Below are 19,366 nucleotides of genomic sequence, written 5' to 3' on the forward strand. Positions count from 1 at the left end.
CCCCGGGAGAAATCCCGGGGCGCACTGCTTTGCGTGAGCCGCTGTGGATCCCGGCCGAAAACGCGCCGGGATGACGGGGAGTTGCTACTCGCAGTTGACGATCGGGATCGGGTCGTATTTCACGGTGCGGGTGTGGCGGGAGATTTCCTTGCCGGTGTCGGCGGCACGGATCACGCGGGTGTCCGACGTGGTGAACCCTGGTGCGCCGTCGGAGGGGATGCAGTTCTTGCCCTTGGGGAGGGTGACCGTCTCGGGTTCGGTCGGTTTGGTGCGCTTACCGGTGATCGATTCGACCTCAACGGTTTTGGTGCTCCATATGCGGACCGTCAGCTCGGAGTCGCCCGCGACGGTTTCGATGTAGACACCGTAGGGGGTGTTGTTGCGGAATTTCAGGTCGATGGCGCCGTCGAAGACGGTGGCCTCGCGGGCGGCCGGATAGCGCGAGATGTAGTAGCTGTGCTCGGTGTGGCCCGCATCCTCGAGACCGGCGAAATACGCGGCGTTGTAGAGCGTGGTGGCGAACTGGCTGATACCGCCGCCGACCGCCACATCGGGCCGGCCGTTATTGATGATGCCGGATTCCACATAGCCCTGTGCGACGCCGCGGGTACCGGTGAAGTCATTGAGCGAGAAGGTATCTCCGGGCCGCACCAGCGCACCGTCCACCTTGCGCGCCACCGTGCGGATATTCACACCCGAGGGGCCGCTGAAGCCGCCGGTGGTGAAGGAACCGATCACCTGGGCGACGCCGAGCTTCTCGGCATCCGCAGTGGTCAGCCCGGGTTGCGCCGGTTGGTAAACGACAGCTTTCGACCGGTCGCCGGGCGCAGCCAGCAGTGTGGGCAGCCCTTCGAAGGTCTTGTCCCAGTTGATGGTTTCGCCGACCACCGCGGGCACAACCGACGCGCGGCTGCCGGACAGCGCGAAGGTCGCGTCCTTCGGCTCCACCTCGGTGGATTTCAACTGCGGAGCGAGCGCGCCGGTCAGGGCCGCCCCGTCGTACGAGAGGGCCAGTCCGCCTTGGTCGTTCGGATGGAAGGAGAGCACGGCGGCGAGCTGCGCCGGCTCCAGCACGGCATTGCCGCCTTTGCCGGTGAAGGTGACCGGAGCGCGCACTGCGGGCTGCGCGATCTCGCGCATCGCCTGGTCGACGGCCTCCGCGCGCACTCGCGCGTGGGTCTCGGTGACGGGCAGATCCAGGACCGAACCGTCGGCCCAATGGTCCACCAGCGCGGTGCGAGCGGCGGGCACATCGAGTACGCGCCCGGGCACGGGCCGCACCGGCGCCGGTCTGCCCTGATCGAAGACGATGCCGCCTTCGACGGGCTGCCGGTCGTGTGCGCGCAGGGCGTTCAACTGCCGGTTCAGGGCGCCGTACCCGATCATGGTGGCGGGCTCCACCTTTCGGGTACCGAAGAACGACCACACGCGGATGAAGGGGTTCACGGGCTGGCCGCCGATGCGATCCCAGGTCTCGTCCCAGTCCAGCGTCAGACCGGCGTCGTGCGGCACCAGATCGGTCCGGAAGTCACCGATCGTGACCGTGAGTGGTTGTACGGCACGCGGATTCAAGATCGTTTCCAGCCGGGTCTGCGCCTGCGACCGATCCTGTCCGCCGATATCGACTCCGGCAACCTGCACCCCGCGCGGCACATGTCCGGACGACAGCGACCAGTCCACAGCGAAGGCGATACCGCCTGCGGCAATCAGCACACCTGCAGCAATACCGACCCGGCGGGCTGTGAACACGAAGATCCTTCCAGATGAGGGAATAGCTACTTTCTCGCAACCTAGAATAAGGACAAAAAGAAGCTCCGTGCGGTTGCCGGGTCGGGGGTCTGGCAACAGCACGGAGCCACCCCGTCTATCGACGCCTGCTCATAGGCGTTACATACCCGACCCACAAGACCGGAAAAAATTCTCGGCAACCCCGACTGGGACAATCGAGACATAGCCACAGCGCCATGACACAGCCACGCAGAGCTCGGGGCAGACCGGGGCTCGGGACGACTCCAGGAGACGAGATGCAACTCGGAATGATCGGGCTCGGCCGGATGGGTGGCAATATCGTCCGCCGCATCGTCCGGGACGGACACACGGCCGTCGGCTTCGAGCGCCACAGCGCGCAGATCGACGGACTCACCGCCGAGCTCGGCGACAGCTTCGCCGGCACCACGGAGCTGCCGAAGTTCATCGCCATGCTGGAGGCCCCGCGCGTCGTATGGGTGATGATCCCGGCGGGGGCGACCGGTGCGGTCATCGATCAGCTCGCCGATCTGCTGGAACCCGGCGATATCATCATCGACGGCGGCAACAGCCGGTACCACGAGGACATCAAGCGCGCGAAGGCATTGCAGCCCAAGGGCATTCACTATGTCGATATCGGCACCTCGGGCGGTGTCTTCGGCCTGGAGCGCGGCTTCTGCCTGATGATCGGCGGTGAGGACACCATCGTCGCCCACCTCGAACCGCTGCTGCAGTCCATCGCCCCCGGTGTGGCCGCCGCGCCGCGCACCCCCGGCCGCACCGGCGCACCGTCCACCGCCGAGGAGGGCTACCTGCACTGCGGCCCGGCCGGTGCGGGTCACTTCGTGAAGATGGTGCACAACGGCATCGAATACGGCGCCATGGCCGCGTATTCCGAGGGTATGAACATCCTGCACAAGGCGAATGTCGGCAATCAGCAGGACCTGGAGCATTCGGCCGAGGTCACGCCGCTGGAGAACCCCGAGTTCTATCGGTACGACATCGATATCCCCGAGGTCACCGAGGTGTGGCGGCGCGGTTCGGTGGTCGCCTCCTGGCTGCTCGACCTCACCGCCGCCGCCCTCTACGCCGATCCCAACCTGGATTCGTTCGGCGGCCGGGTCTCCGATTCCGGTGAGGGCCGCTGGACGGTCGACGCCGCCATCGACGAGGGCGTGCCCGCGCCGGTGCTGTCGGCGGCGCTGTTCCAGCGCTTCTCCTCGCGCGGTGAATCGCTCTACTCCGACAAGGTGCTCTCGGCCATGCGCCAGGCCTTCGGCGGGCACCACGAACTGCCGAAGCAGTAGTTCACGAGCAGTGGCTCCCGGCCTGAGACCGGGAGCCACTGTCTATTCGCTATTCGGTTCGCGCTCGGCGTCAGAAGCCGAGGGCCTGCGCTGCCATTTTCGCGACCGCGAGCGGTCCGAAGGTGAGCAGGTAGACCACGCCATCCACGATTGCCATCATCGGTGCACCACTCTCAGTTGAAATTGCTGTCGATCCAGTCGATGGTCTGCATGCCGAACAGGTCGACACCCCATCCGTACATATCGGTGATGAAGCGCTCCATGCTGCAGTCCGTGGGCGCATAGGTGACATCGGCGCCCTGCGAGCGATAGGTATCGGCCAGATCGCGAGAGTCCTTGGCAGGCACCAGCGACATGGGCGAATCATCCTTGGCGCAGGAGGAGATCATGATCTTCGACTTCGGAGTTCCATTGCGCCCCAGCACATTGTTCTGGAAGGCGCGCTGGAAATCCGGTTCGTCGGCCGGATTGCGCCCCGAGTTGAACAGCGCCTCCATCGGCACGAAGGGCAGGCCGAAGTAGGCCGGAACCTGGCACTGCGTGCGATAGAAATTCGCGAGCGCCTGTCCGGCCGGATTGAGCTTGGCGTTCACCTGCATCTCCGGGTACCACGGCTCGAGTCCGAGCAGGGTCGCCAGGGCGAAACCGGATCCGACCGAACCGCTGGTGACGCGCATGAAGTTGGCCGGATCGACCACCATGCCCTCGAGCACGGTCGATTTGATGTCCAGTTCCGGCGCGTACTTCGGGGCCATCTCGGCCGAGAAGGCCGCTCCGACACCGCCTCCGGCGATTCCGAACATGCCGATCTGGGTGTTGTCGCTCAGACCCGCCTCGGGCAGGCGCAAAGCCGCACGCGCGCCGTCCAATTGGGCGTGCCCGGCATAGCTGCCGACAAAGACGCCGTGCGGATTGCGATCCGCGTCATTGCCGACATCGGAGATCATCACCGCGTAGCCCTTGTCGAACATGAGCGCCAGCGGGCCCAGCGCGGACCATGACGAACCGTCCAGCGGCGCGCCACCGGTCCACTGGGTGCTCGGATGGCACGACCAGCCGACGCTGTCATTGGCCTCCTGATAGGAGATCAGGCGGCGTTCCGAGGCGGGCTTGCCGTCCTTCGGGATCATCAGGATGCCGGTGCTGATGACCGGGGTGACACCGTCGGGCGCCGTGGTCACGTACATCAGCTTGTGGGCGTCGACGGTGCGCGGCTTCACCCCGAGGAACATCACGTCCACCGGCTTGGACTTCAGAATCGTGCCGGGTTGCTCCGCACCGGTGAGCGAAGGCTCCTGGTAGAAGGGATCATTCGCGAGCAGTGCCTCGAATTTCTCTTCCGGCGAGGCATTTTCGGCGGTGTCGAGGGTGCCGACCACGAAACCGTTGAAGATCCGGTCGGGTCCGGGCACCGGATTGACGGGATCGGCCGCCGCGGTGGCGATCCCGGTGAGCATGAGCGCCACGGCCAGCAGCGGCGCGGGCAATTTGAAACGCATGACTAACGTACCGCCGCTTCCACATTCGTCGAGTTGGTGTTCGAGGGGGCCGCATCCAACGGGGTCACCTGCAGGTCCCGCGCCGCGGACTCGAGCAGCTGCGGAATGTTCAGCAGCGGGCGATGCGATTCCATCTGCACCTCGTACGGCGTGTTCATGGTGGCCTCCAGTGCGGGCCAATTGTTCTCGACCTGGTACCGGTACTTGGGCAGCAGCTCGGTGGTGATGTAGTCCCAGCGTGAGTCCAGGACCGCCCAATTCCAGTCAGGCAGTGGCAGTGTCAGCAGGGCGCCGCGGCCGTCGGCCCCGGTGAACGGGATGCGCACCGGGTGGAATTCACGCGGCGGAGTGACGCCGGCGACGGACGGCGAACCGGCCGCACCGCTGACATAGGTGATCGCCTCGCCGACATCGCCCTTGTAGGAACGCACTTCGTCCCACTGGCGGCCGATGGCCCACTGCTGTTCGCGGCGCAGCAGCACACCGTTGCCGGTGGCAATGCGGTCGCCGTCGCCGGAGGCGACATCACGCCAGGCGCCCAGAATGTCGTCGCCGAACAGGCCGGCGGCGCGGAACTCCTCCAGCGCCGGCAGCCCCGCGGTGACGTAGGCGTCGTGCATGGGCATCAGGTCCGAGAAGATGTTCTTCTGCATCACCAGGATCATCCCGATGATGTAGCGCACATCGTCGGGCGTGATGTTCGGACCGGCGGCGGCCAGTGCGCGCAGACCGCTGGGCAGCTGGGCCACCGCGGCCGGTCCGGCGGCCTGCTGCACCGCACCCATGACCGAGCGGGCCGATTCGGAAAGTCCCGGCAGGCCATAGATATCGGAGCCCATGAGCTCGAAATCGATGAGCCCGCCACCGAAGTCGGCGCCGACCTGGCCGCCCATTCCGGCCCACTGCAATTCGCGATGCGCGAGCTGCAGGTCCTCGTAATAGCGGTAGGACTTGATCAGATTCTCGCGATTGGCCTGCACGCCGGTGCGCGGATTCCAAGCGGCCAAATCGATTCCGGCCTTGCCGGTCGCGTCGACCAGCCAGTACTGGTACAGCAGGGCGGCATACCGCGCCGGCGAAATGCCTTGGGCGCGAGCCTCGTCCAGCAATCGGCCGAGCTCGTCGTGGTCATAGGGCAGGGCCGCATTGACGCCGCCCGGCGCCTGGGACGCATCCCGGTTGGTCAGCGGCAGGTCCAGATAGCGGTCGACCTCGCTCGCGGTGGCGGGCCCGGCACTCGCGAGCCCGAGCCCGATCGCCACGGCCACGCCCAGCGCGGCCGTGCGCAACAACGCACTCATTCGCATTTTGATCCGGTTCTCCCTCGTTTTTCGCCGGACCGGATCGACCACCATGGGTAGCCAAAACGATGCTCGATGCCGAGGCACGACGGTTTTCGGTGCCTTCACACCCGCCGGTACCGGACAGCGCCCCACCGCTCCGATCGACCAACAGGCAGACATACGCAGCTGACACCACCTGTCAGACGTATGGACGGCACGCTACTAGCAGTCGGGGGTGTGAAGGAAATTCTCAGATGTGTTGATCGCCACACGTTTGCTAGAAATAGCTGTTTACCTGGGGTTTACCTGAAAAACACCGGGGCGTCAGTCGAAGTGGCTGTCGAGCCAGTCGACGGTCTGCATCCCCATCAGGTCGGTGCCCCAGCCGTAGAGGTCGGTGAGCATCTTGACCATGCTGCAATCGGTCGGTGCATAGGTCACGTCGGTGCCCTGAGATCGATAGGACGCCACCAGATCCCGCGAATCCTGCGCCGGTACCAGGGACATGAACGAATCGTCCGCGACGCAGGAGGTGATGAGCACCTTCGATTTCGGCGCTCCGGAGACACCCAGGATGTTGTCGTCGAAGGCGCGCTGGAAATCCGGCTCGTCCGCCGGGCTCTTACCGCTGGTGAACAGGGCGGACAGCGGCAGCATCGGCGTTCCGAAGTAGGCCGGCGACTGGCACTGGGTGCGGAAGAAGTCGGCGAGGGCGCGGCCGGCCGGATTCAACTTCGCATTGATGTTCATCTCCGGATACCAGGGCTCCAGACCGAGCAGAGTGGCCAGCGCGAATCCGGAGCCGACCGAACCGTCGGCGACCCGAATGAAGTTGCGCGGCTGCACCACCATGCCCTCGAGCACGGTCGAGCGAATATCGAGTTCCGGTGCGTAGACCGGCTGCAACTCCGCGGCCATGGCGGCACCCACACCACCACCGGCAATGCCGAACAGCGCGGTGGGAGCCTGCGGATTCAATTGCGCCGGAGCGTAGGACAGTGCGGCGCGGGCGCCGTCGAGCTGTGCGTGCGCGGCGAACCTACCGGCGAAGACGCCGTGCGGATTCGGGTCGGCGTCATTGCCGACATCGGAGATCATCACCGCGTGGCCCTTGCCGAACATCAGCGCCAGCGGCCCCAGCGCCGACTGCGAGGCGCCGTCGATCGGATCCCCGCCGGTCCACTGGGTGCTGGGGTGGCAGGACCCGCCGACGCTGTCATTGGCCTCCTGGTAAGAGATCAATTTCTTGTCCGCGTTGGGCTTTCCGTCCTGCGGGATCATCAGGATGCCGGTGCTGAGGACCGGGGTGACGCCGTCGATCCCGGTGGTCACGTACATGAGTTTGTAGGCTTCGACATGCGCGGGCTTGAAGCCCGTGTACAGCACACTGACCTGTTTGGCCTTGACCACGGTGCCGGGCTTTTCGCTACCGGTCAGCGACGGTTCCTGATAGAACGGATCGTCCGCGCGCAACCCCTCGAAAATCTCGCCCGGCGAGCCGAAGCCGCCGTCCCGGAGCGAGCCGACAACGAAGCCGTTGAAGACCTGGCCGAGTCCCGGCGTCTGCGGCGGCGGGGGTTCTGCTGCGGCAGAAGGGATTCCGAGGACCAGCGCGGCCGCCGCGACGATCGGAGCGGCGCCTGTCCAACGCGTGCGCGACATTCCACCAAAGCGCATCGTGAATTCAGCCTTCCTCAATCTTTCGAGCGGGCAGGATGATTGCTAGAACATAGCTGCAATGTCAACAGTGTCGGCGACAGGCCGCCCACGCGGGGCACGCGACGCGCCGCAGACAGTCGCAACACGTGTCCGCGATAGGCAGTGGCCGCGACGGTCGCTACCGTCGGGGGTCATGCGCAACCTTCCGGTTCTCGTACTGGCTATGTCCGCCGTCGTGCTGACCGCATGTTCGGGCGGCAGCTCCGCCCCCTCGACCCAATCGTCATCGACCACAACGGGATCCAGCGGCGGCACCACACCGCCGTCCACCACGCCGGCGCCGCAGGACTGCAATGCCGCGTATCTGGGGCAGTTCACGCAGCGCCAGAAGCTCGCACAGCTGCTCACCGTGGGTGTCACCGGCGAGGCCGATGCCGAGAATGTGGTGCGCACCGAGCAGGTCGGCGGCGTCTTCGTCGGCGGCTGGACCGATAAGGCGCTGCTGGCCCAGGACCAGATCGCGAAGGTGCAGGCCGCCTCGCGCATCCCGGTGATGGTCACCATCGACGAAGAGGGCGGCCGGGTTTCGCGGGTGAAGGACCTGATCGGCGCGGCGCCCTCCGCGCGCGAGATCGCGAAGACCATGAGCGTGGACGATTTCTACACCTTCAGCCTCGACCGCGCGAAAAAGCTGAAGGCACTGGGCGTCACCGTGGATTTCGCGCCCGATACCGATGTGAGCAGCCAGCCCGATGATTCGGTGATCGGCGACCGCTCCTTCTCCGATGATCCGAATGTGGTGGTGCAGTACGCGGGAACGTTCATTCGCGCGCTGCACGATGCCGGCGTGGGCACCGTCATGAAGCATTTCCCGGGACACGGTTCGGGCTCCGGCGACTCGCACACCGGCGCGGTGCGCACCCCGCCGCTGGATCAGATGCAGACCTCGGATCTGGTGCCGTTCCGCAAGCTGATCGACTCCGGGTCAGCGGTCATGGTCGGGCACCTGGATGTGCCCGGGCTGACCGAGCCGAATGTCCCCGCCAGCATCAGCAAGGAGGCGATGGCGCTGCTGCGCCAGGGCACCGGTTACGGCGCGGACCCCTTCGACGGGGTGATCTTCACCGATGATCTGGGCGGCATGGCGGCCATCACGGCCCGGATGAGCATCGAGGACGCGGTCGAGGCCGCGCTGGTCGCGGGGGCAGACAATGCCCTGTGGATCACCACGGACGCGGTATCGAAGGTGCTGGACCGGCTGGTTGACGCGGTACAGAGTGGCCGCCTGCCGGGAAGCCAGGTGGATGCATCGGTGCTTCGCATGGCAAAGTTCAAGGGCACCGCTCCACACTGCTGAGCGCCACAGTGGCGAATCACCGGCAATTCGCACTCGCGGAACTTACCTTGGAGTAAGATAGGAGCTTCGACGTGTATTAGCACGGTCTAGGAGAGTGGATGGCAGGCGGAACGAAGCGGCTTCCACGCGCGGTACGTGAGCAACAGATGCTCGACGCCGCCGTGGAGGTCTTCTCGCGCAAGGGTTACCACGACACCTCCATGGATGCCATCGCCGCCGAGGCGAAGATCTCCAAGCCCATGCTGTACCTGTACTACGGCTCCAAGGACGAGCTCTTCCGGGCGTGCATCCACCGGGAGAGCATGCGGTTCATCGAGGCGGTGGCGGTAGCGGGCAACCCCAAGCTCACGCCGCACGAGCAGCTGCGGGCAGGCCTGGAGGCCTTCCTGTCCTATGTCGACCAGAATCGCCTGTCCTGGCAGGTCCTCTACCGGCAGGCACTCGGCCAGCAACCCTTCGCCTCGGAGATCTCCAACAGCCGGGACCGGGTCATAGAGCTCACCGCGAAACTGCTCGAGTCCAGCGCCAAGTACGCCGAACCCGGCACCGACTTCGAGGTCGTCTCGGTGGCGGTCATCGGCGCGGGCGAGGCCATCGCCGACCGGGTCGCCAGCGGCACCGTCGATATGGCCCAGGCCGTGGACCTACTCGACACGCTGGCCTGGCGTGGTCTGTCCGGTAAGAAGAAGGAAATTCAGGAGGCGTAACCCGCCTCGCCTTGCAACCCTTGTTAACGCCTGCCACAGTCACTCGGATTGTGTTGTAGGACGGTCGGTTCGAAACGACCGGGGACGGGGACGCAGGTTGTTCGGGTTACTCAAACCGTGTGCGCACGGTGCGGCGAAGTACGGCATCGAATCCACCGGCTGGCAAACCCAGATGTGCGGGCTCTGCCTGGGATTGCGGGACGGGCACGGTCAGCTGGCGCGGGCCGCGACCAATACCGATGCCATCGTGCTCGGCATGCTCACCGAGGCGCAGCAGCCGCAGCCCGCCGCCCGCACCACGGCGGGTCCGTGCCCACTGCGCGGTATGCGGCGCGCGAGCGTCGCCCCGGCCGATTCCCCCGGCGTCCAGCTCGCCGCCACCGCCTCACTGCTGTTGGGCGCGGCCAAGATTCGCGATCATCTCGACGATGGCGATACCGGCCGCATGCCGGGGCGACCGCTCGCCCGCGTCTCCGATCGGTGGCGCAGCCGAGCCCGGGCCGCGGCGGCGCCGATCGGCTTGGATATCGAATCCCTCATCGCCGCAATCGAATCCCAGGGTCGGCTGGAAGCCGCCGCCGCAAGTTGTCCACAATCGTCCACAGCCGCCGAGCGCCGGGAACGGCTGGACAGCCTGACCGCGCCGACTCAGCTGTGCGCGGGAGAACTGTTCGCGCACACGGCGATTCTGGCGGGGCGGCCCGAGAACGCCGAGGCACTGCGCGAGGCCGGTCTGCACTTCGGCCGCATCGCGCACCTCGCCGATGCCATCGAGGACATCGAGGCGGACCGCGCGGCAGGCAGATTCAATCCACTCACAGCCACCGGTACAACTGTGGATGAAGCGCATACCCTACTGCGCGAATCGAATTCACTCCTGAAGGCGGCGCTGAAGCGGGCCGCGCTGGAACGTGTAGCCACCGTCCGCTGGATGCTGCTCGACCCGCTCAGCAGCGTAATTCGCAAGCTGGGCAAGGATTCCGGCGTAATCCACACCTGCACCACCCACACCTGCCGCACCACCCACACCGCGAAATCCGCTGCGCCCCTCCCCTATCCACACTATTCACCCACCCTGAGTTATCCACAGGACCCAAACTATCCACAGGGCCCCGCCTACCCCCAAAGCCCTGGTCAACCCGGACCTGGCTATCCCCAACAACCCGGTTATCCACAAAGACCCGTCGACCCGAACCCCGGCTACCCCGCCCCCGGCTATGAGAGCCCCCCATACCCGAATCCGGTTCACCCGGCACCTGGCTACTCCGACCCCGCGTATTTCGGCGGCTCCGTGTATCCCGGTGACCAGGAAGAGTCCGGTACGCCCAACGGTCCGGGTGGTCCCAACGGTCGGGGCGGTCCCGGAGGCCCTTGGGGTCCGGGTGGCCCCGGGGGCCCGCAAGGTCCCGGAGGTCCCGGCAGTCCTGGCTACCAGCCGCCACAGCCGCCACAGCGGAACGGGCTGTGGCTCGGGCTCGGGGTTGTCTGCCTGCAGTACTGCACCTGCTATGCCTGCTGCGCGGAGCACACGAGCCCGTGCAGCGGCGAGCGTAAGAAGAGCTGGGTCGATCGCGGGTGCTGCGACGATTGCGACCCTGGTTGCTGCGACTGCTGCAACTGCTGTGATTGCGACTGCGACTGCTGCGACTGCGATTGCGGCTGCTGAACGCAGCGGCCGCCGAACGTAAAAGCCGCGCGCCGATTCGCGGACCGGATGTAGAAACCCCTGCGTGGCGACATACGGTTGCGAATCGGTGCGCGGCTCTCGCCCCTCCCGTGGGGGCCACGCTGTCGAACGGCCCGACATTACCTGTGGTTGCCGGGCGCTGTGGTGGTTCGGGAACCACCGGATCAGCGCGACCCCTGGCCTTCAGTTGTACTGTCTCGAACTTGCCACGACCTGCGGACCCGTGTGGCCTCGATGCGCCACCGTCGCGGCGGTGACGCCATGCTACGCCGAGCCCGGCCGGCAGCGGGTGGTCGCCGCCGGCCGGGCCGCGGCTCAGCGGATGGTGGCGGTGAGGTGCGGGAAACCCTTCTTCGGGTTCTTGAGCGCCAGATCCCAGCCGCCTGCCACCTGGTCGGTGTAGACGTTGACCGTCGACGGCAGGAAGATCGGCTTACCGAATTTCACCGCGTAGGTGGTCTTTTCGGGGATCCGGCCCTCGATATTGCCGAGGATGTTCGCCGCCGACCACATGCCGTGCGCAATAGGCTTCGGGAATCCGAAGGCCTTGGCGCCCAGGGCGGAGGTGTGGATCGGATTGTGGTCACCGGAGGCCGCCGCGTACCGGGTGATCGTCTTCTGATCGACCCGGATGGTGCGGAACGGCGCCGGCGGCACCTCGTCCGGCTTGGGCTCCGGCTTGGGGCCGCCCGAGAGCGAGGTGCGCTGCTGGTGCAGGAAGGTGGTGACCTGCCGCCACACCAGCTCCCGGCCCACATTCACCTCGGTGACCGCGTCCACGAGCAGGCCCTTGGGGTGCTCGCGCAGGTTCTCGATATGGGTCTCGAAATCCAGCGGCTCGGCGACCGAGATCTCCCGGGTCCGCTCGATCACGTTCTCCGCGTGCACCGCGCCGACCGCCACGAACGGGAAGTCGCGAGCGACGACCAGCTGCATGGCGAGCGGGAAGCTGAGCACGAACGGGTAGGTCAGCGGCAGCGAATCGCTGAACCGCAGCCCGGTCGCCCGGCAGTACGCCGCCAGGTGATCGGGATCGACCTTGAAGCCCTCGAGCCGGACAGTCCGGTCGGGCACGGTGGACTTGCGGGCCGACAGCCCGGGCACCGGCACCGCGCCGAGCGCGGCCTTCACGAACAGACTGGTGTTCTTCGGCGCCTCGGTGAGCTTGATGGTCTGGCTCATCATGCTCCGATCAGGCTCTGGCCGCAGACGCGAACGATATTGCCGCTCACCGCATTCGACGCCGGGGAGGCGAAGTAGGCGATGGTCTCGGCGACGTCGACGGTCTGGCCGCCCTGCAGCAGCGAGCTCATCAGGCGGCCGGCCTCACGGGTGGCGAGCGGGATGGCGGCGGTCATGGCGGTCTCGATGAAGCCCGGCGCCACGGCGTTGATGGTGATGCCCTTCTCCGCCAGCTTCGGCGCCTCGGCGTTCACCATGCCGATGACACCGGCCTTGGAGGTGCCGTAGTTGGTCTGGCCGCGGTTGCCCGCGACACCGGCGATGGAGGACACATCGATGACGCGGCCACCGGACTTGAGCGCGCCCGCGGCCACCAGGCCCTCGGTAATGCGGTGCGGCGCAGCCAGGTTCACATTGATGACCGAGTTCCAGCGGCCCTCGTCCATATTCGCGAGCAGCTTGTCGCGGGTGATGCCGGCATTGTGCACGATGATGTCGATGCCGCCGAAGCGCTCGGTGGCGAAGGCGGCCAGCTTCTCGGCGGCGTCGGGGGAGGTGACGTCGAGCGCGAGGGCGGTGCCGCCGACCTTGTTGGCGGTGTCGGACAGCGCTTCTCCGGCGGCCGGGATATCGGCGACGATGACGGTGGCGCCGTCGCGAGCGAACACCTCCGCGATGGTCGCGCCGATGCCGCGCGCGGCGCCGGTGACCACGGCGACCTTGCCCGCGAGGGGCTTGTCCCAGCTGGCCGGGGCGGTGGAGTCGTCCTTGCCGACGCGGAAGACCTGGCCGTCGACGAAGGCCGACTTGGCCGAAAGAATAAAGCGCAGCGTCGATTCCAGGCCGGTGGCGGTGGCCGCGGCCTCCGGGTGCAGGTACACCAGGTTGCCGGTGGAGCCGCGCAGCAGTTCCTTGGCGATCGAGCGGCTGAAGCCCTCGAGGGCGCGCTGCGCGATCTGCTCGTCGACGGTCGCGGTCAGCTCGGGCGTGGTGCCGATGACCAGGACGCGGCCGGACGCGCCGAGGCTGCGCAGGGCGGGCTGGTAGAACTCGAACAGCTGCTGCAGTTCTTCGATGCTGCGAATGCCGGTGGCGTCGAAGACGAGCGCGCCGAGCTTGACGCCCGGGGTGACGGAATCGGCGAAGTCGTAGTCCGACAGCAGGTTTCGCGCGGCGTCGGCGACGCGGCCCTTACCGCCCAGCAGCACCGCACCGGCGAGCGCGGGCTGACCGGCGACGTAGCGGCGCAGGTTCTCCGGCTGCGGCAGGCCCAGCTTGCCCGCGAGGAACGCGCCGGGCGCGGAGTGGATGAACGATCCGTACAGGTTGGGAGCGCCCTTGCTCTTGCTGGCTGCCACTGTTCCTACCTTCTCTGTCTCGGGATTGTCCGTCTCGTACGTCCCGGCCCGGAGCGGTTTTGGCCACAGACGGGGGTACGGTGTCGACAAATGAACTTACTCCAGAGTAAGTTTAATGTAAACCGACCGACGCCGGTCCCGCGGGATCGATGCGAGTACGGAAATCCACCCGACGAGACACTGGAGACTCGAGTGACCACCAAAGCCCGTTCGGCGAAGCCCGCGGCGCAGCCCGCGGACAGGACAGCCAAGACCGCCAAGCAGGCCAAGCCTGTTGCAATCCTCGGCGGCAACCGGATTCCGTTCGCCCGTTCCGACGGCAAGTACGCACACGCCTCCAACCAGGACATGTTCACCGCCGCGCTGAACGGCCTGGTCAGCCGGTTCGGGCTGCAGGGCGAACGCCTCGGCATGGTGGTCGGCGGCGCCGTCCTCAAGCGCGTCGGCGAGCACGGCATGATCCGCGAGAGCGTGCTCGGCTCCACCCTGTCTCCGTACACCCCGGCCCACGATCTGCAGCTCGCCTGCGGCACCGGCCTGCAGGCCATCCAGACCGTGGCCGACGGAATCGCGCTGGGCCGCTTCGAGGCCGGCATCGGCGGCGGCACCGACACCACCTCCGATGCGCCCATCGGCGTGAGCGAGAGCATGCGCGAGTGGATGCTCGACGCCAACCGCGCCAAGAACAACAAGGACTACGCCAAGCTGGTCGGCCGCCTGCGCCCGTCCATGGTCGGCATCGAGATCCCGCGCAATGCCGAACCGCGCACCGGGCTGTCGATGGGCGAGCACGCCGCCATCACCGCCAAGGAATTCGGTATCGCCCGGGAGGCCCAGGACGAGCTGGCCTACCTGTCGCACCGGAATATGGCCGCCGCCTACGACCGTGGCTTCTTCGACGATCTCATCACCCCGTTCCTCGGACTGACCCGCGACGACAACCTGCGTCCCGGCTCGACCATCGAGAAGCTGTCGACCCTGAAGCCGGTCTTCGGCGTCAAGGCGGGCGATGCCACCATGACCGCGGGCAACTCCACGCCGCTGACCGATGGCGCCTCCGCGGTGCTGCTCTCCAGCGACGAGTGGGCCGCCGCGCACAAGCTGTCGCCGCTGGCCTACCTGGTCGACTCCGAGGTCGCCGCGGTCGATTACATCCACGGACCGGACGGGCTGCTGATGGCCCCGACCTACGCCGTGCCGCGCATGCTGGCCCGTAACGGCCTGACGCTGCAGGACTTCGACTACTACGAGATCCACGAGGCCTTCGCCTCCGTGGTGCTCGCCACCCTGCAGGGCTGGGAGTCGGATCAGTACTGCAAGGAGCGGCTGGGCCTGGACGGCGCGCTGGGTTCCATCGACCGCAGCAAGCTGAACGTGAACGGCTCCTCGCTCGCGGCGGGCCACCCGTTCGCCGCGACCGGCGGCCGCATCATCGCCGCCACCGCCAAGCAGCTGGCCGAGAAGGGTGGCGGCCGCGCGCTGGTCTCCATCTGTGCCGCCGGCGGCCAGGGCGTTGTCGCCATCGTGGAGCGCTAGACACCACTTCGGCTCCTGTACAGGAGCTTTCGCGCCGCTAGACCGGTGTGGGTATCGAGGGCGGTGCCCGGTTCAGGACGACGAACCGGTGCACCGCCCTCGTGTTTCAGGGGATGCTGCCCTCGTGTTTCACGGGAGCAGGTGCAGGGTGCGGGTGGCCAGTTCGGAGATGCGGGTGGCGGTATGACCGGCCACCGCACTTCGCAGAGTGTCCCCCAGCGGTGCGGTCCACTGCTCCGGGATACGGGCGGCGCCGGTGAGGATTCCGGCCACCGAGCCCGCCGTCGCGCCGTTCGAGTCGGCGTCCCAGCCCGATTCCAGGGTCAGCGTGACGGTGCTGGTGAAATCACCGGCACCCCAGAGCAATCCGGCGGCGATGAGGCAGGCGTTCCCGATCGCATGGAACGGGTTGTAGTGGCCGTCGCGGGTGCGAATCCGGTCCACCGCCTGCTCCCAGGTGCGACCCTGGGCACGGTCCTCGACGACCTTCGAAAGCTCCACCGCGAGACGGGACTTCGCGGGAATCACCGCACCCGCCCGCGCCAGCGCCTCGCCGGGATCACCGGCGGTGAAGGCCGCCGCGATCAGGGCCGCCGCCCACATGGCGGCCCACAGGCCGTTGCCGGTGTGCGATACCGAGGCATCACGCGCGGCCAGCGCGGCCGCGCGAATCGGTGCGCCCGGACTGGTGTAACCGTAGATATCGCCACGCATGAGCGCACCTGCCCACTCGCGGTAGGGATTTCGATGTGTCGCGGTCTCCGGCGGGGCGAAACCGTCTATGAGATTGCGGTAGGCGACCCGTTCGGCGGTATAGGTCCGCAGGAAGGGCAGGCGTTCGAGCCAGAGCGCGCAGACGTCGTCGGCCATGAAATCCGCGCCGTACTGCTCCAGCAGGTGCAGGCCCAGCACGGTGTAGTCCAGGGGCTTGGTCTGCGCGCCGACGGCGCAGCGGCCCAGCCAGCCGCCGTGAATCCGGTCGAACAGTTCGGCGTGGGCCAGGTCGGCGAGCGGGAGGTGCGCTGCCGAATCACGCTGTGCGCCCGGACCATCGGCGGCGGCCGGCTGATCGTCCCATTCGGTGAACGGCCAATCGGCCAGTCGCGGTGCGGATTCGATGCGGTCGAGCAATCGCCAGCACGCGGCTTCCAGCGGCCGGTCCGACTGCGCGAGGTCGTGCACCTCCTCGTCGAACTCCGCTACCGCATAACCGGATTCGATGCGCTGACACCATTCGTAGTAGAGCAGGGCGCGGGGATCGGCCTCATGGTGACCGAACGCTTCGATGGCAGGCACCGCAGGTCACAGCACCGCTCGGGCGGCGTCCAGCACCTCCGATAGCAGCGGTAGCGATTCATCGCGCTCAGGTGCGCGCGCCCACCAGCGCCCCTCATGGGTGTGACGGCCCAATCCCGTGGGCAGGATGACATTACTGCGGTGCGGTCCGATATCCACGCTGTTGCGCTCCAACTGTTCGAGGCATTCTTCGGAGGGGTAACCATCGAACATCGCCAGGAAGGTGCGGCGCGGCGGACGGTCGCGCACCAGCACCGGGCCGGGCACGCCGCGCAGCATCAATTCGTCGAGTAGCAAGGCGCCCAACGGTTCCGGGGTATTGAGGGCCGCGATCGTATCCACCAGCGGCAGTACCACGAACCCGGGTGTGGTCACGTGCACATGCGGCAACCCGAACAGGGAGCGATACACACTCGCCCATTCCTGTGGGGTCGTCAGCTCGTCCAACCGCACAATCCACCCCTCGTCCGGGCTCTGCTCCAACGACGGCGATGTCGGTTATCAGTCAAAACCGAGCCCGTGCGTCCCACCACCGATTTGGGTGAATCGTTCGCAAACTGTGGAGTACTCGCGACGTGCCCGGCGTCGCCAAGTCAGTGTACGAGCAGAATCACCGGGTAGCCTCCCAGTAGAGACAGGCATTCCCACCAGGAGGTTTGTCATGCCCTGCGATTTGATGCTGATCGCCTACGACGGATCCGAGAATGCGCGCCGCGCGGTCGAATACGCCGGTCGCTTCCTCGCCGCCGACCGAGCCGTGGTGCTCACCGCCTGGGAGCCCATGGCGCGCCAGGCCGCCCGGCTCTCCGGACTGTCGGGGGTGGTGCAGCCCGAGTGGATGCCCGACGACGAGATCGAGGACATCGCCTTCGCGGACGCCAAGCACATCAACTCCGAGGGCGTGCGGCTGGCGAAACTCGCCGGACTCAATGCCGAGGCGCGGACCGTCGAGTGCACCACCACCATCTGGAACGGCATTGTCGAGGTGGCCGACGAGCTCGATGTGGACATCATTGTGGCGGGCACCCGCGGAGCTACCGGAATCCGGGCGCTGCTGCACTCCAGCGTGGCCGACTCGGTGCTCAAACATTGCCATCGACCGGTGCTGATGGTGCCACCGGGACGTGAGCCGGAACCAAAACCTTGAGCGCACAACAACACTGGTCAGACGGTGTGGCGAAGACCATGCCGCGAGTCTGAGATCTGCGTCGCTCTGCGGTTTCGGCTCCGGCGGCGCGGACTATGGTCGGAAGCCATGGACGGATTTCTGCTCGCGACGCCCGCCGGCGTGGTACGCGCCACCGGAACCCGCATCGCCTTCGACGACGCGGGCGCCGCGGCGGCGGCGCTGCGGGCCGGTGACGTGGAGCTGATCGTCGGCGCGCTGCCGTTCGATCCGCGTCGCCGGGCCGCGCTGAGCGCACCCGTGCAGGCCGTCCACACCGCGGGGCCGTGGCGACCGGCCGCGCTGCCCGTACTGCCGCAGGTGCGGGTCGTCTCCGAAATGCCCAGTGCCGCAGAACATGTGGCACGAGTGACGAAACTCGTCGAACAGCTCAACGATCCCGGACAGCCGCTGCGCAAGGTGGTACTGGCACGCTCGCTGCTCGCCGAGGCCGATGCGCCGCTGGAGGCGGAGGTGGTCGCCGCACACCTGGTGACCCGGCATCCGCGTGCGAATGTCTACGCCGTCGACCTCACACCCGCCGGACGGCCCGGCGATACGCTGCTCGGCGCCACGCCCGAGGTGCTGGTGGCACGGCACGGCCGCACCGTCACCCTGAAACCGCTGGCCGGCACGCTGCCGCGGCTCGCCGATCCCGACGCCGACGCCGCACAGGCGCGAGAACTGCTGGCCAGCAGCAAGAATCGCGATGAGCACGCCTATGTCATCGACTGGATCCGGGAACAGCTCACGCCGGTATGCGGTGAACTCGACATCCCCGACGGGCCCGAACTGCTGCAGACGCCCGAGGTATGGCATCTGGCCACACCCATCACGGCGGAACTGCGCGATCCCGAGATCACCGCCCTCGATCTGGCCGTCCTGCTGCACCCCACCCCCGCCGTCTGCGGTACCCCCACCGATCTCGCGCTCGACGCCATCGCAGACCTCGAAGGCGACCGCGGTTTCTACGGCGGCGCGGTCGGCTGGTGCGATGCCCGCGGCGACGGTGAATGGGTGGTCGCCATCCGCTGCGCCGAACTCTCCGCCGACGGCCGCTCGCTGCGCGCGTTCGGCGGCGGCGGCATCGTCGCGGCCTCCGACCCGCACACCGAACTGGTGGAAACCACCGCCAAACTGCGCACCTTCCTCAACGGTTTGCAGTGCGCGGTGCCTGAATAGGCGGTGTGCAGCGCCGCATCCGGCGCTGCGAGCCGCGCCCCGCAGCAGTGCACAGTGCCCGAGAGGGACGGGCACAATGCCCGAGTTCCGGTATCGAGCGGGGCGGACGGTACGGACCTAGCAGCCTCAGTGCGATCCACCTGCTAGGTTTGCTCGAGTTACGCATGCGTCGATGTATGGGAGTACCGCGATGAAGTTTGCCGTCCCTGGTGTAGCGAGCGCTGCCGGCGGAGCCTTGATCGGGCTGGCTGCGGTCCTGGTCATCACGATGGCTGCGTCGCAGGACAAGCGCCCGGACATCGACCGGAGCGGCGACGCCGGCTCATCGCTGCTCAACAACGTTGATTACGGCGCGCGCTGACCGGCTGACCTCCGATCCTGCCGCCGCGACCGGTCCGTTCG

16 protein-coding genes are annotated in these 19,366 nt (G+C 67.0%); 8 read left to right on the forward strand and 8 right to left on the reverse strand.

Features of this window, described 5'->3' with window-relative positions; all coding sequences use genetic code 11:
- Nucleotides 1-84: 84 nt before the first annotated feature.
- Nucleotides 85-1,749: a VanW family protein gene (locus ABZX86_RS18400; protein WP_355124928.1), complete on the reverse strand. Its 1,665-nt coding sequence runs from the start codon at nucleotides 1,747-1,749 to the stop codon at nucleotides 85-87.
- A 275-nt stretch (nucleotides 1,750-2,024) separates the two neighbouring features.
- Between ABZX86_RS18400 and gnd the strand changes: the two genes are divergently transcribed.
- The gene (gene gnd / locus ABZX86_RS18405) at nucleotides 2,025-3,053 is read left to right on the forward strand and encodes a phosphogluconate dehydrogenase (NAD(+)-dependent, decarboxylating) (protein ID WP_355124930.1); all 1,029 of its coding nucleotides are present in this window, start codon (nucleotides 2,025-2,027) and stop codon (nucleotides 3,051-3,053) included.
- Nucleotides 3,054-3,226: 173 nt separating this feature from the next.
- On the opposite strand, the gene ABZX86_RS18410 is transcribed toward gnd, so the two are convergent.
- From ABZX86_RS18410 to ABZX86_RS18420, 3 genes are all read right to left on the reverse strand, one after another.
- Nucleotides 3,227-4,552, reverse strand: a complete 1,326-nt coding sequence (locus ABZX86_RS18410) for a lipase family protein (RefSeq protein ID WP_355124932.1) — start codon at nucleotides 4,550-4,552, stop codon at nucleotides 3,227-3,229.
- A 2-nt stretch (nucleotides 4,553-4,554) separates the two neighbouring features.
- Nucleotides 4,555-5,859, reverse strand: a complete 1,305-nt coding sequence (locus ABZX86_RS18415; RefSeq protein WP_355124933.1) for a hypothetical protein — start codon at nucleotides 5,857-5,859, stop codon at nucleotides 4,555-4,557.
- Nucleotides 5,860-6,159: 300 nt separating this feature from the next.
- Nucleotides 6,160-7,497 carry a lipase family protein gene (locus ABZX86_RS18420; protein WP_355124935.1) on the reverse strand — a complete coding sequence of 446 codons (1,338 nt, stop codon included), beginning with the start codon at nucleotides 7,495-7,497 and terminating at the stop codon, nucleotides 6,160-6,162.
- A gap of 190 nt (nucleotides 7,498-7,687) precedes the next feature.
- Between ABZX86_RS18420 and ABZX86_RS18425 the strand changes: the two genes are divergently transcribed.
- The 3 genes from ABZX86_RS18425 to ABZX86_RS18435 all read left to right on the forward strand — a co-directional run bounded on the left by ABZX86_RS18425 (nucleotide 7,688) and on the right by ABZX86_RS18435 (nucleotide 11,224).
- Nucleotides 7,688-8,851 (forward strand): glycoside hydrolase family 3 N-terminal domain-containing protein, encoded by a 1,164-nt coding sequence (locus ABZX86_RS18425; RefSeq protein ID WP_355124937.1) that lies wholly within the window; start codon nucleotides 7,688-7,690, stop codon nucleotides 8,849-8,851.
- Nucleotides 8,852-8,949: 98 nt separating this feature from the next.
- Nucleotides 8,950-9,558, forward strand: a complete 609-nt coding sequence (locus ABZX86_RS18430) for a TetR/AcrR family transcriptional regulator (protein ID WP_297623742.1) — start codon at nucleotides 8,950-8,952, stop codon at nucleotides 9,556-9,558.
- A gap of 97 nt (nucleotides 9,559-9,655) precedes the next feature.
- Nucleotides 9,656-11,224, forward strand: coding sequence for a DUF5685 family protein (locus ABZX86_RS18435; protein WP_355124939.1), 1,569 nt, complete (start codon nucleotides 9,656-9,658; stop codon nucleotides 11,222-11,224).
- A gap of 336 nt (nucleotides 11,225-11,560) precedes the next feature.
- Here the strand turns inward: ABZX86_RS18435 and ABZX86_RS18440 are convergent, their stop codons facing one another.
- Both ABZX86_RS18440 and ABZX86_RS18445 read right to left on the reverse strand, forming a co-directional pair.
- Complete coding sequence (locus ABZX86_RS18440; protein WP_355124941.1) at nucleotides 11,561-12,430, reverse strand: MaoC/PaaZ C-terminal domain-containing protein; 870 nt, start codon at nucleotides 12,428-12,430, stop codon at nucleotides 11,561-11,563.
- Nucleotides 12,427-13,785, reverse strand: a complete 1,359-nt coding sequence (locus ABZX86_RS18445; RefSeq protein ID WP_355124942.1) for a 3-oxoacyl-ACP reductase — start codon at nucleotides 13,783-13,785, stop codon at nucleotides 12,427-12,429. Before ABZX86_RS18445 ends, ABZX86_RS18440 begins: the two co-directional genes overlap by 4 nt.
- A gap of 192 nt (nucleotides 13,786-13,977) precedes the next feature.
- Between ABZX86_RS18445 and ABZX86_RS18450 the strand changes: the two genes are divergently transcribed.
- A complete protein-coding gene (locus tag ABZX86_RS18450) occupies nucleotides 13,978-15,321 on the forward strand; it encodes an acetyl-CoA C-acetyltransferase (RefSeq protein WP_355124944.1) in 1,344 nt (447 codons plus the stop codon).
- Nucleotides 15,322-15,450: 129 nt separating this feature from the next.
- Here ABZX86_RS18450 and ABZX86_RS18455 read toward each other — a convergent pair whose 3' ends face one another.
- Entirely contained in the window at nucleotides 15,451-16,617 is a 1,167-nt protein-coding gene (locus ABZX86_RS18455) for an ADP-ribosylglycohydrolase family protein (RefSeq protein WP_355124946.1), read from the reverse strand.
- Nucleotides 16,618-16,623: 6 nt separating this feature from the next.
- The gene (locus ABZX86_RS18460; RefSeq protein ID WP_355124948.1) at nucleotides 16,624-17,064 is read right to left on the reverse strand and encodes a hypothetical protein; all 441 of its coding nucleotides are present in this window, start codon (nucleotides 17,062-17,064) and stop codon (nucleotides 16,624-16,626) included.
- Between the two features lie 214 nt (nucleotides 17,065-17,278).
- On the opposite strand from ABZX86_RS18460, the gene ABZX86_RS18465 reads away from it, so the two are divergent.
- The 3 genes from ABZX86_RS18465 to ABZX86_RS18475 all read left to right on the forward strand — a co-directional run bounded on the left by ABZX86_RS18465 (nucleotide 17,279) and on the right by ABZX86_RS18475 (nucleotide 19,325).
- Complete coding sequence (locus ABZX86_RS18465) at nucleotides 17,279-17,764, forward strand: universal stress protein (protein ID WP_355124950.1); 486 nt, start codon at nucleotides 17,279-17,281, stop codon at nucleotides 17,762-17,764.
- 108 nt (nucleotides 17,765-17,872) lie between these two features.
- Nucleotides 17,873-18,964 carry an isochorismate synthase gene (locus ABZX86_RS18470; RefSeq protein ID WP_355124952.1) on the forward strand — a complete coding sequence of 364 codons (1,092 nt, stop codon included), beginning with the start codon at nucleotides 17,873-17,875 and terminating at the stop codon, nucleotides 18,962-18,964.
- Nucleotides 18,965-19,154: 190 nt separating this feature from the next.
- Entirely contained in the window at nucleotides 19,155-19,325 is a 171-nt protein-coding gene (locus ABZX86_RS18475) for a DUF2613 domain-containing protein (protein ID WP_297628719.1), read from the forward strand.
- Nucleotides 19,326-19,366: the final 41 nt, after the last annotated feature.

Origin of the sequence: Nocardia sp. NPDC006630 (assembly GCF_040611495.1) — a bacterium.
Classification (GTDB): Bacteria; Actinomycetota; Actinomycetes; order Mycobacteriales; family Mycobacteriaceae; genus Nocardia.

What these genes read in the sequence shown, in the direction of transcription:
- gnd (WP_355124930.1), top strand. Translation starts at nt 2,025, where the DNA reads ATGCAACTCGGAATGATCGGGCTCGGCCGGATGGGTGGCAATATCGTC.
- ABZX86_RS18410 (WP_355124932.1), bottom strand. Translation starts at nt 4,552, where the DNA reads ATGCGTTTCAAATTGCCCGCGCCGCTGCTGGCCGTGGCGCTCATGCTC.
- ABZX86_RS18415 (WP_355124933.1), bottom strand. Translation starts at nt 5,859, where the DNA reads ATGCGAATGAGTGCGTTGTTGCGCACGGCCGCGCTGGGCGTGGCCGTG.
- ABZX86_RS18420 (WP_355124935.1), bottom strand. Translation starts at nt 7,497, where the DNA reads ATGTCGCGCACGCGTTGGACAGGCGCCGCTCCGATCGTCGCGGCGGCC.
- ABZX86_RS18425 (WP_355124937.1), top strand. Translation starts at nt 7,688, where the DNA reads ATGCGCAACCTTCCGGTTCTCGTACTGGCTATGTCCGCCGTCGTGCTG.
- ABZX86_RS18430 (WP_297623742.1), top strand. Translation starts at nt 8,950, where the DNA reads ATGGCAGGCGGAACGAAGCGGCTTCCACGCGCGGTACGTGAGCAACAG.
- ABZX86_RS18440 (WP_355124941.1), bottom strand. Translation starts at nt 12,430, where the DNA reads ATGATGAGCCAGACCATCAAGCTCACCGAGGCGCCGAAGAACACCAGT.
- ABZX86_RS18465 (WP_355124950.1), top strand. Translation starts at nt 17,279, where the DNA reads ATGCCCTGCGATTTGATGCTGATCGCCTACGACGGATCCGAGAATGCG.
- ABZX86_RS18470 (WP_355124952.1), top strand. Translation starts at nt 17,873, where the DNA reads ATGGACGGATTTCTGCTCGCGACGCCCGCCGGCGTGGTACGCGCCACC.
- ABZX86_RS18475 (WP_297628719.1), top strand. Translation starts at nt 19,155, where the DNA reads ATGAAGTTTGCCGTCCCTGGTGTAGCGAGCGCTGCCGGCGGAGCCTTG.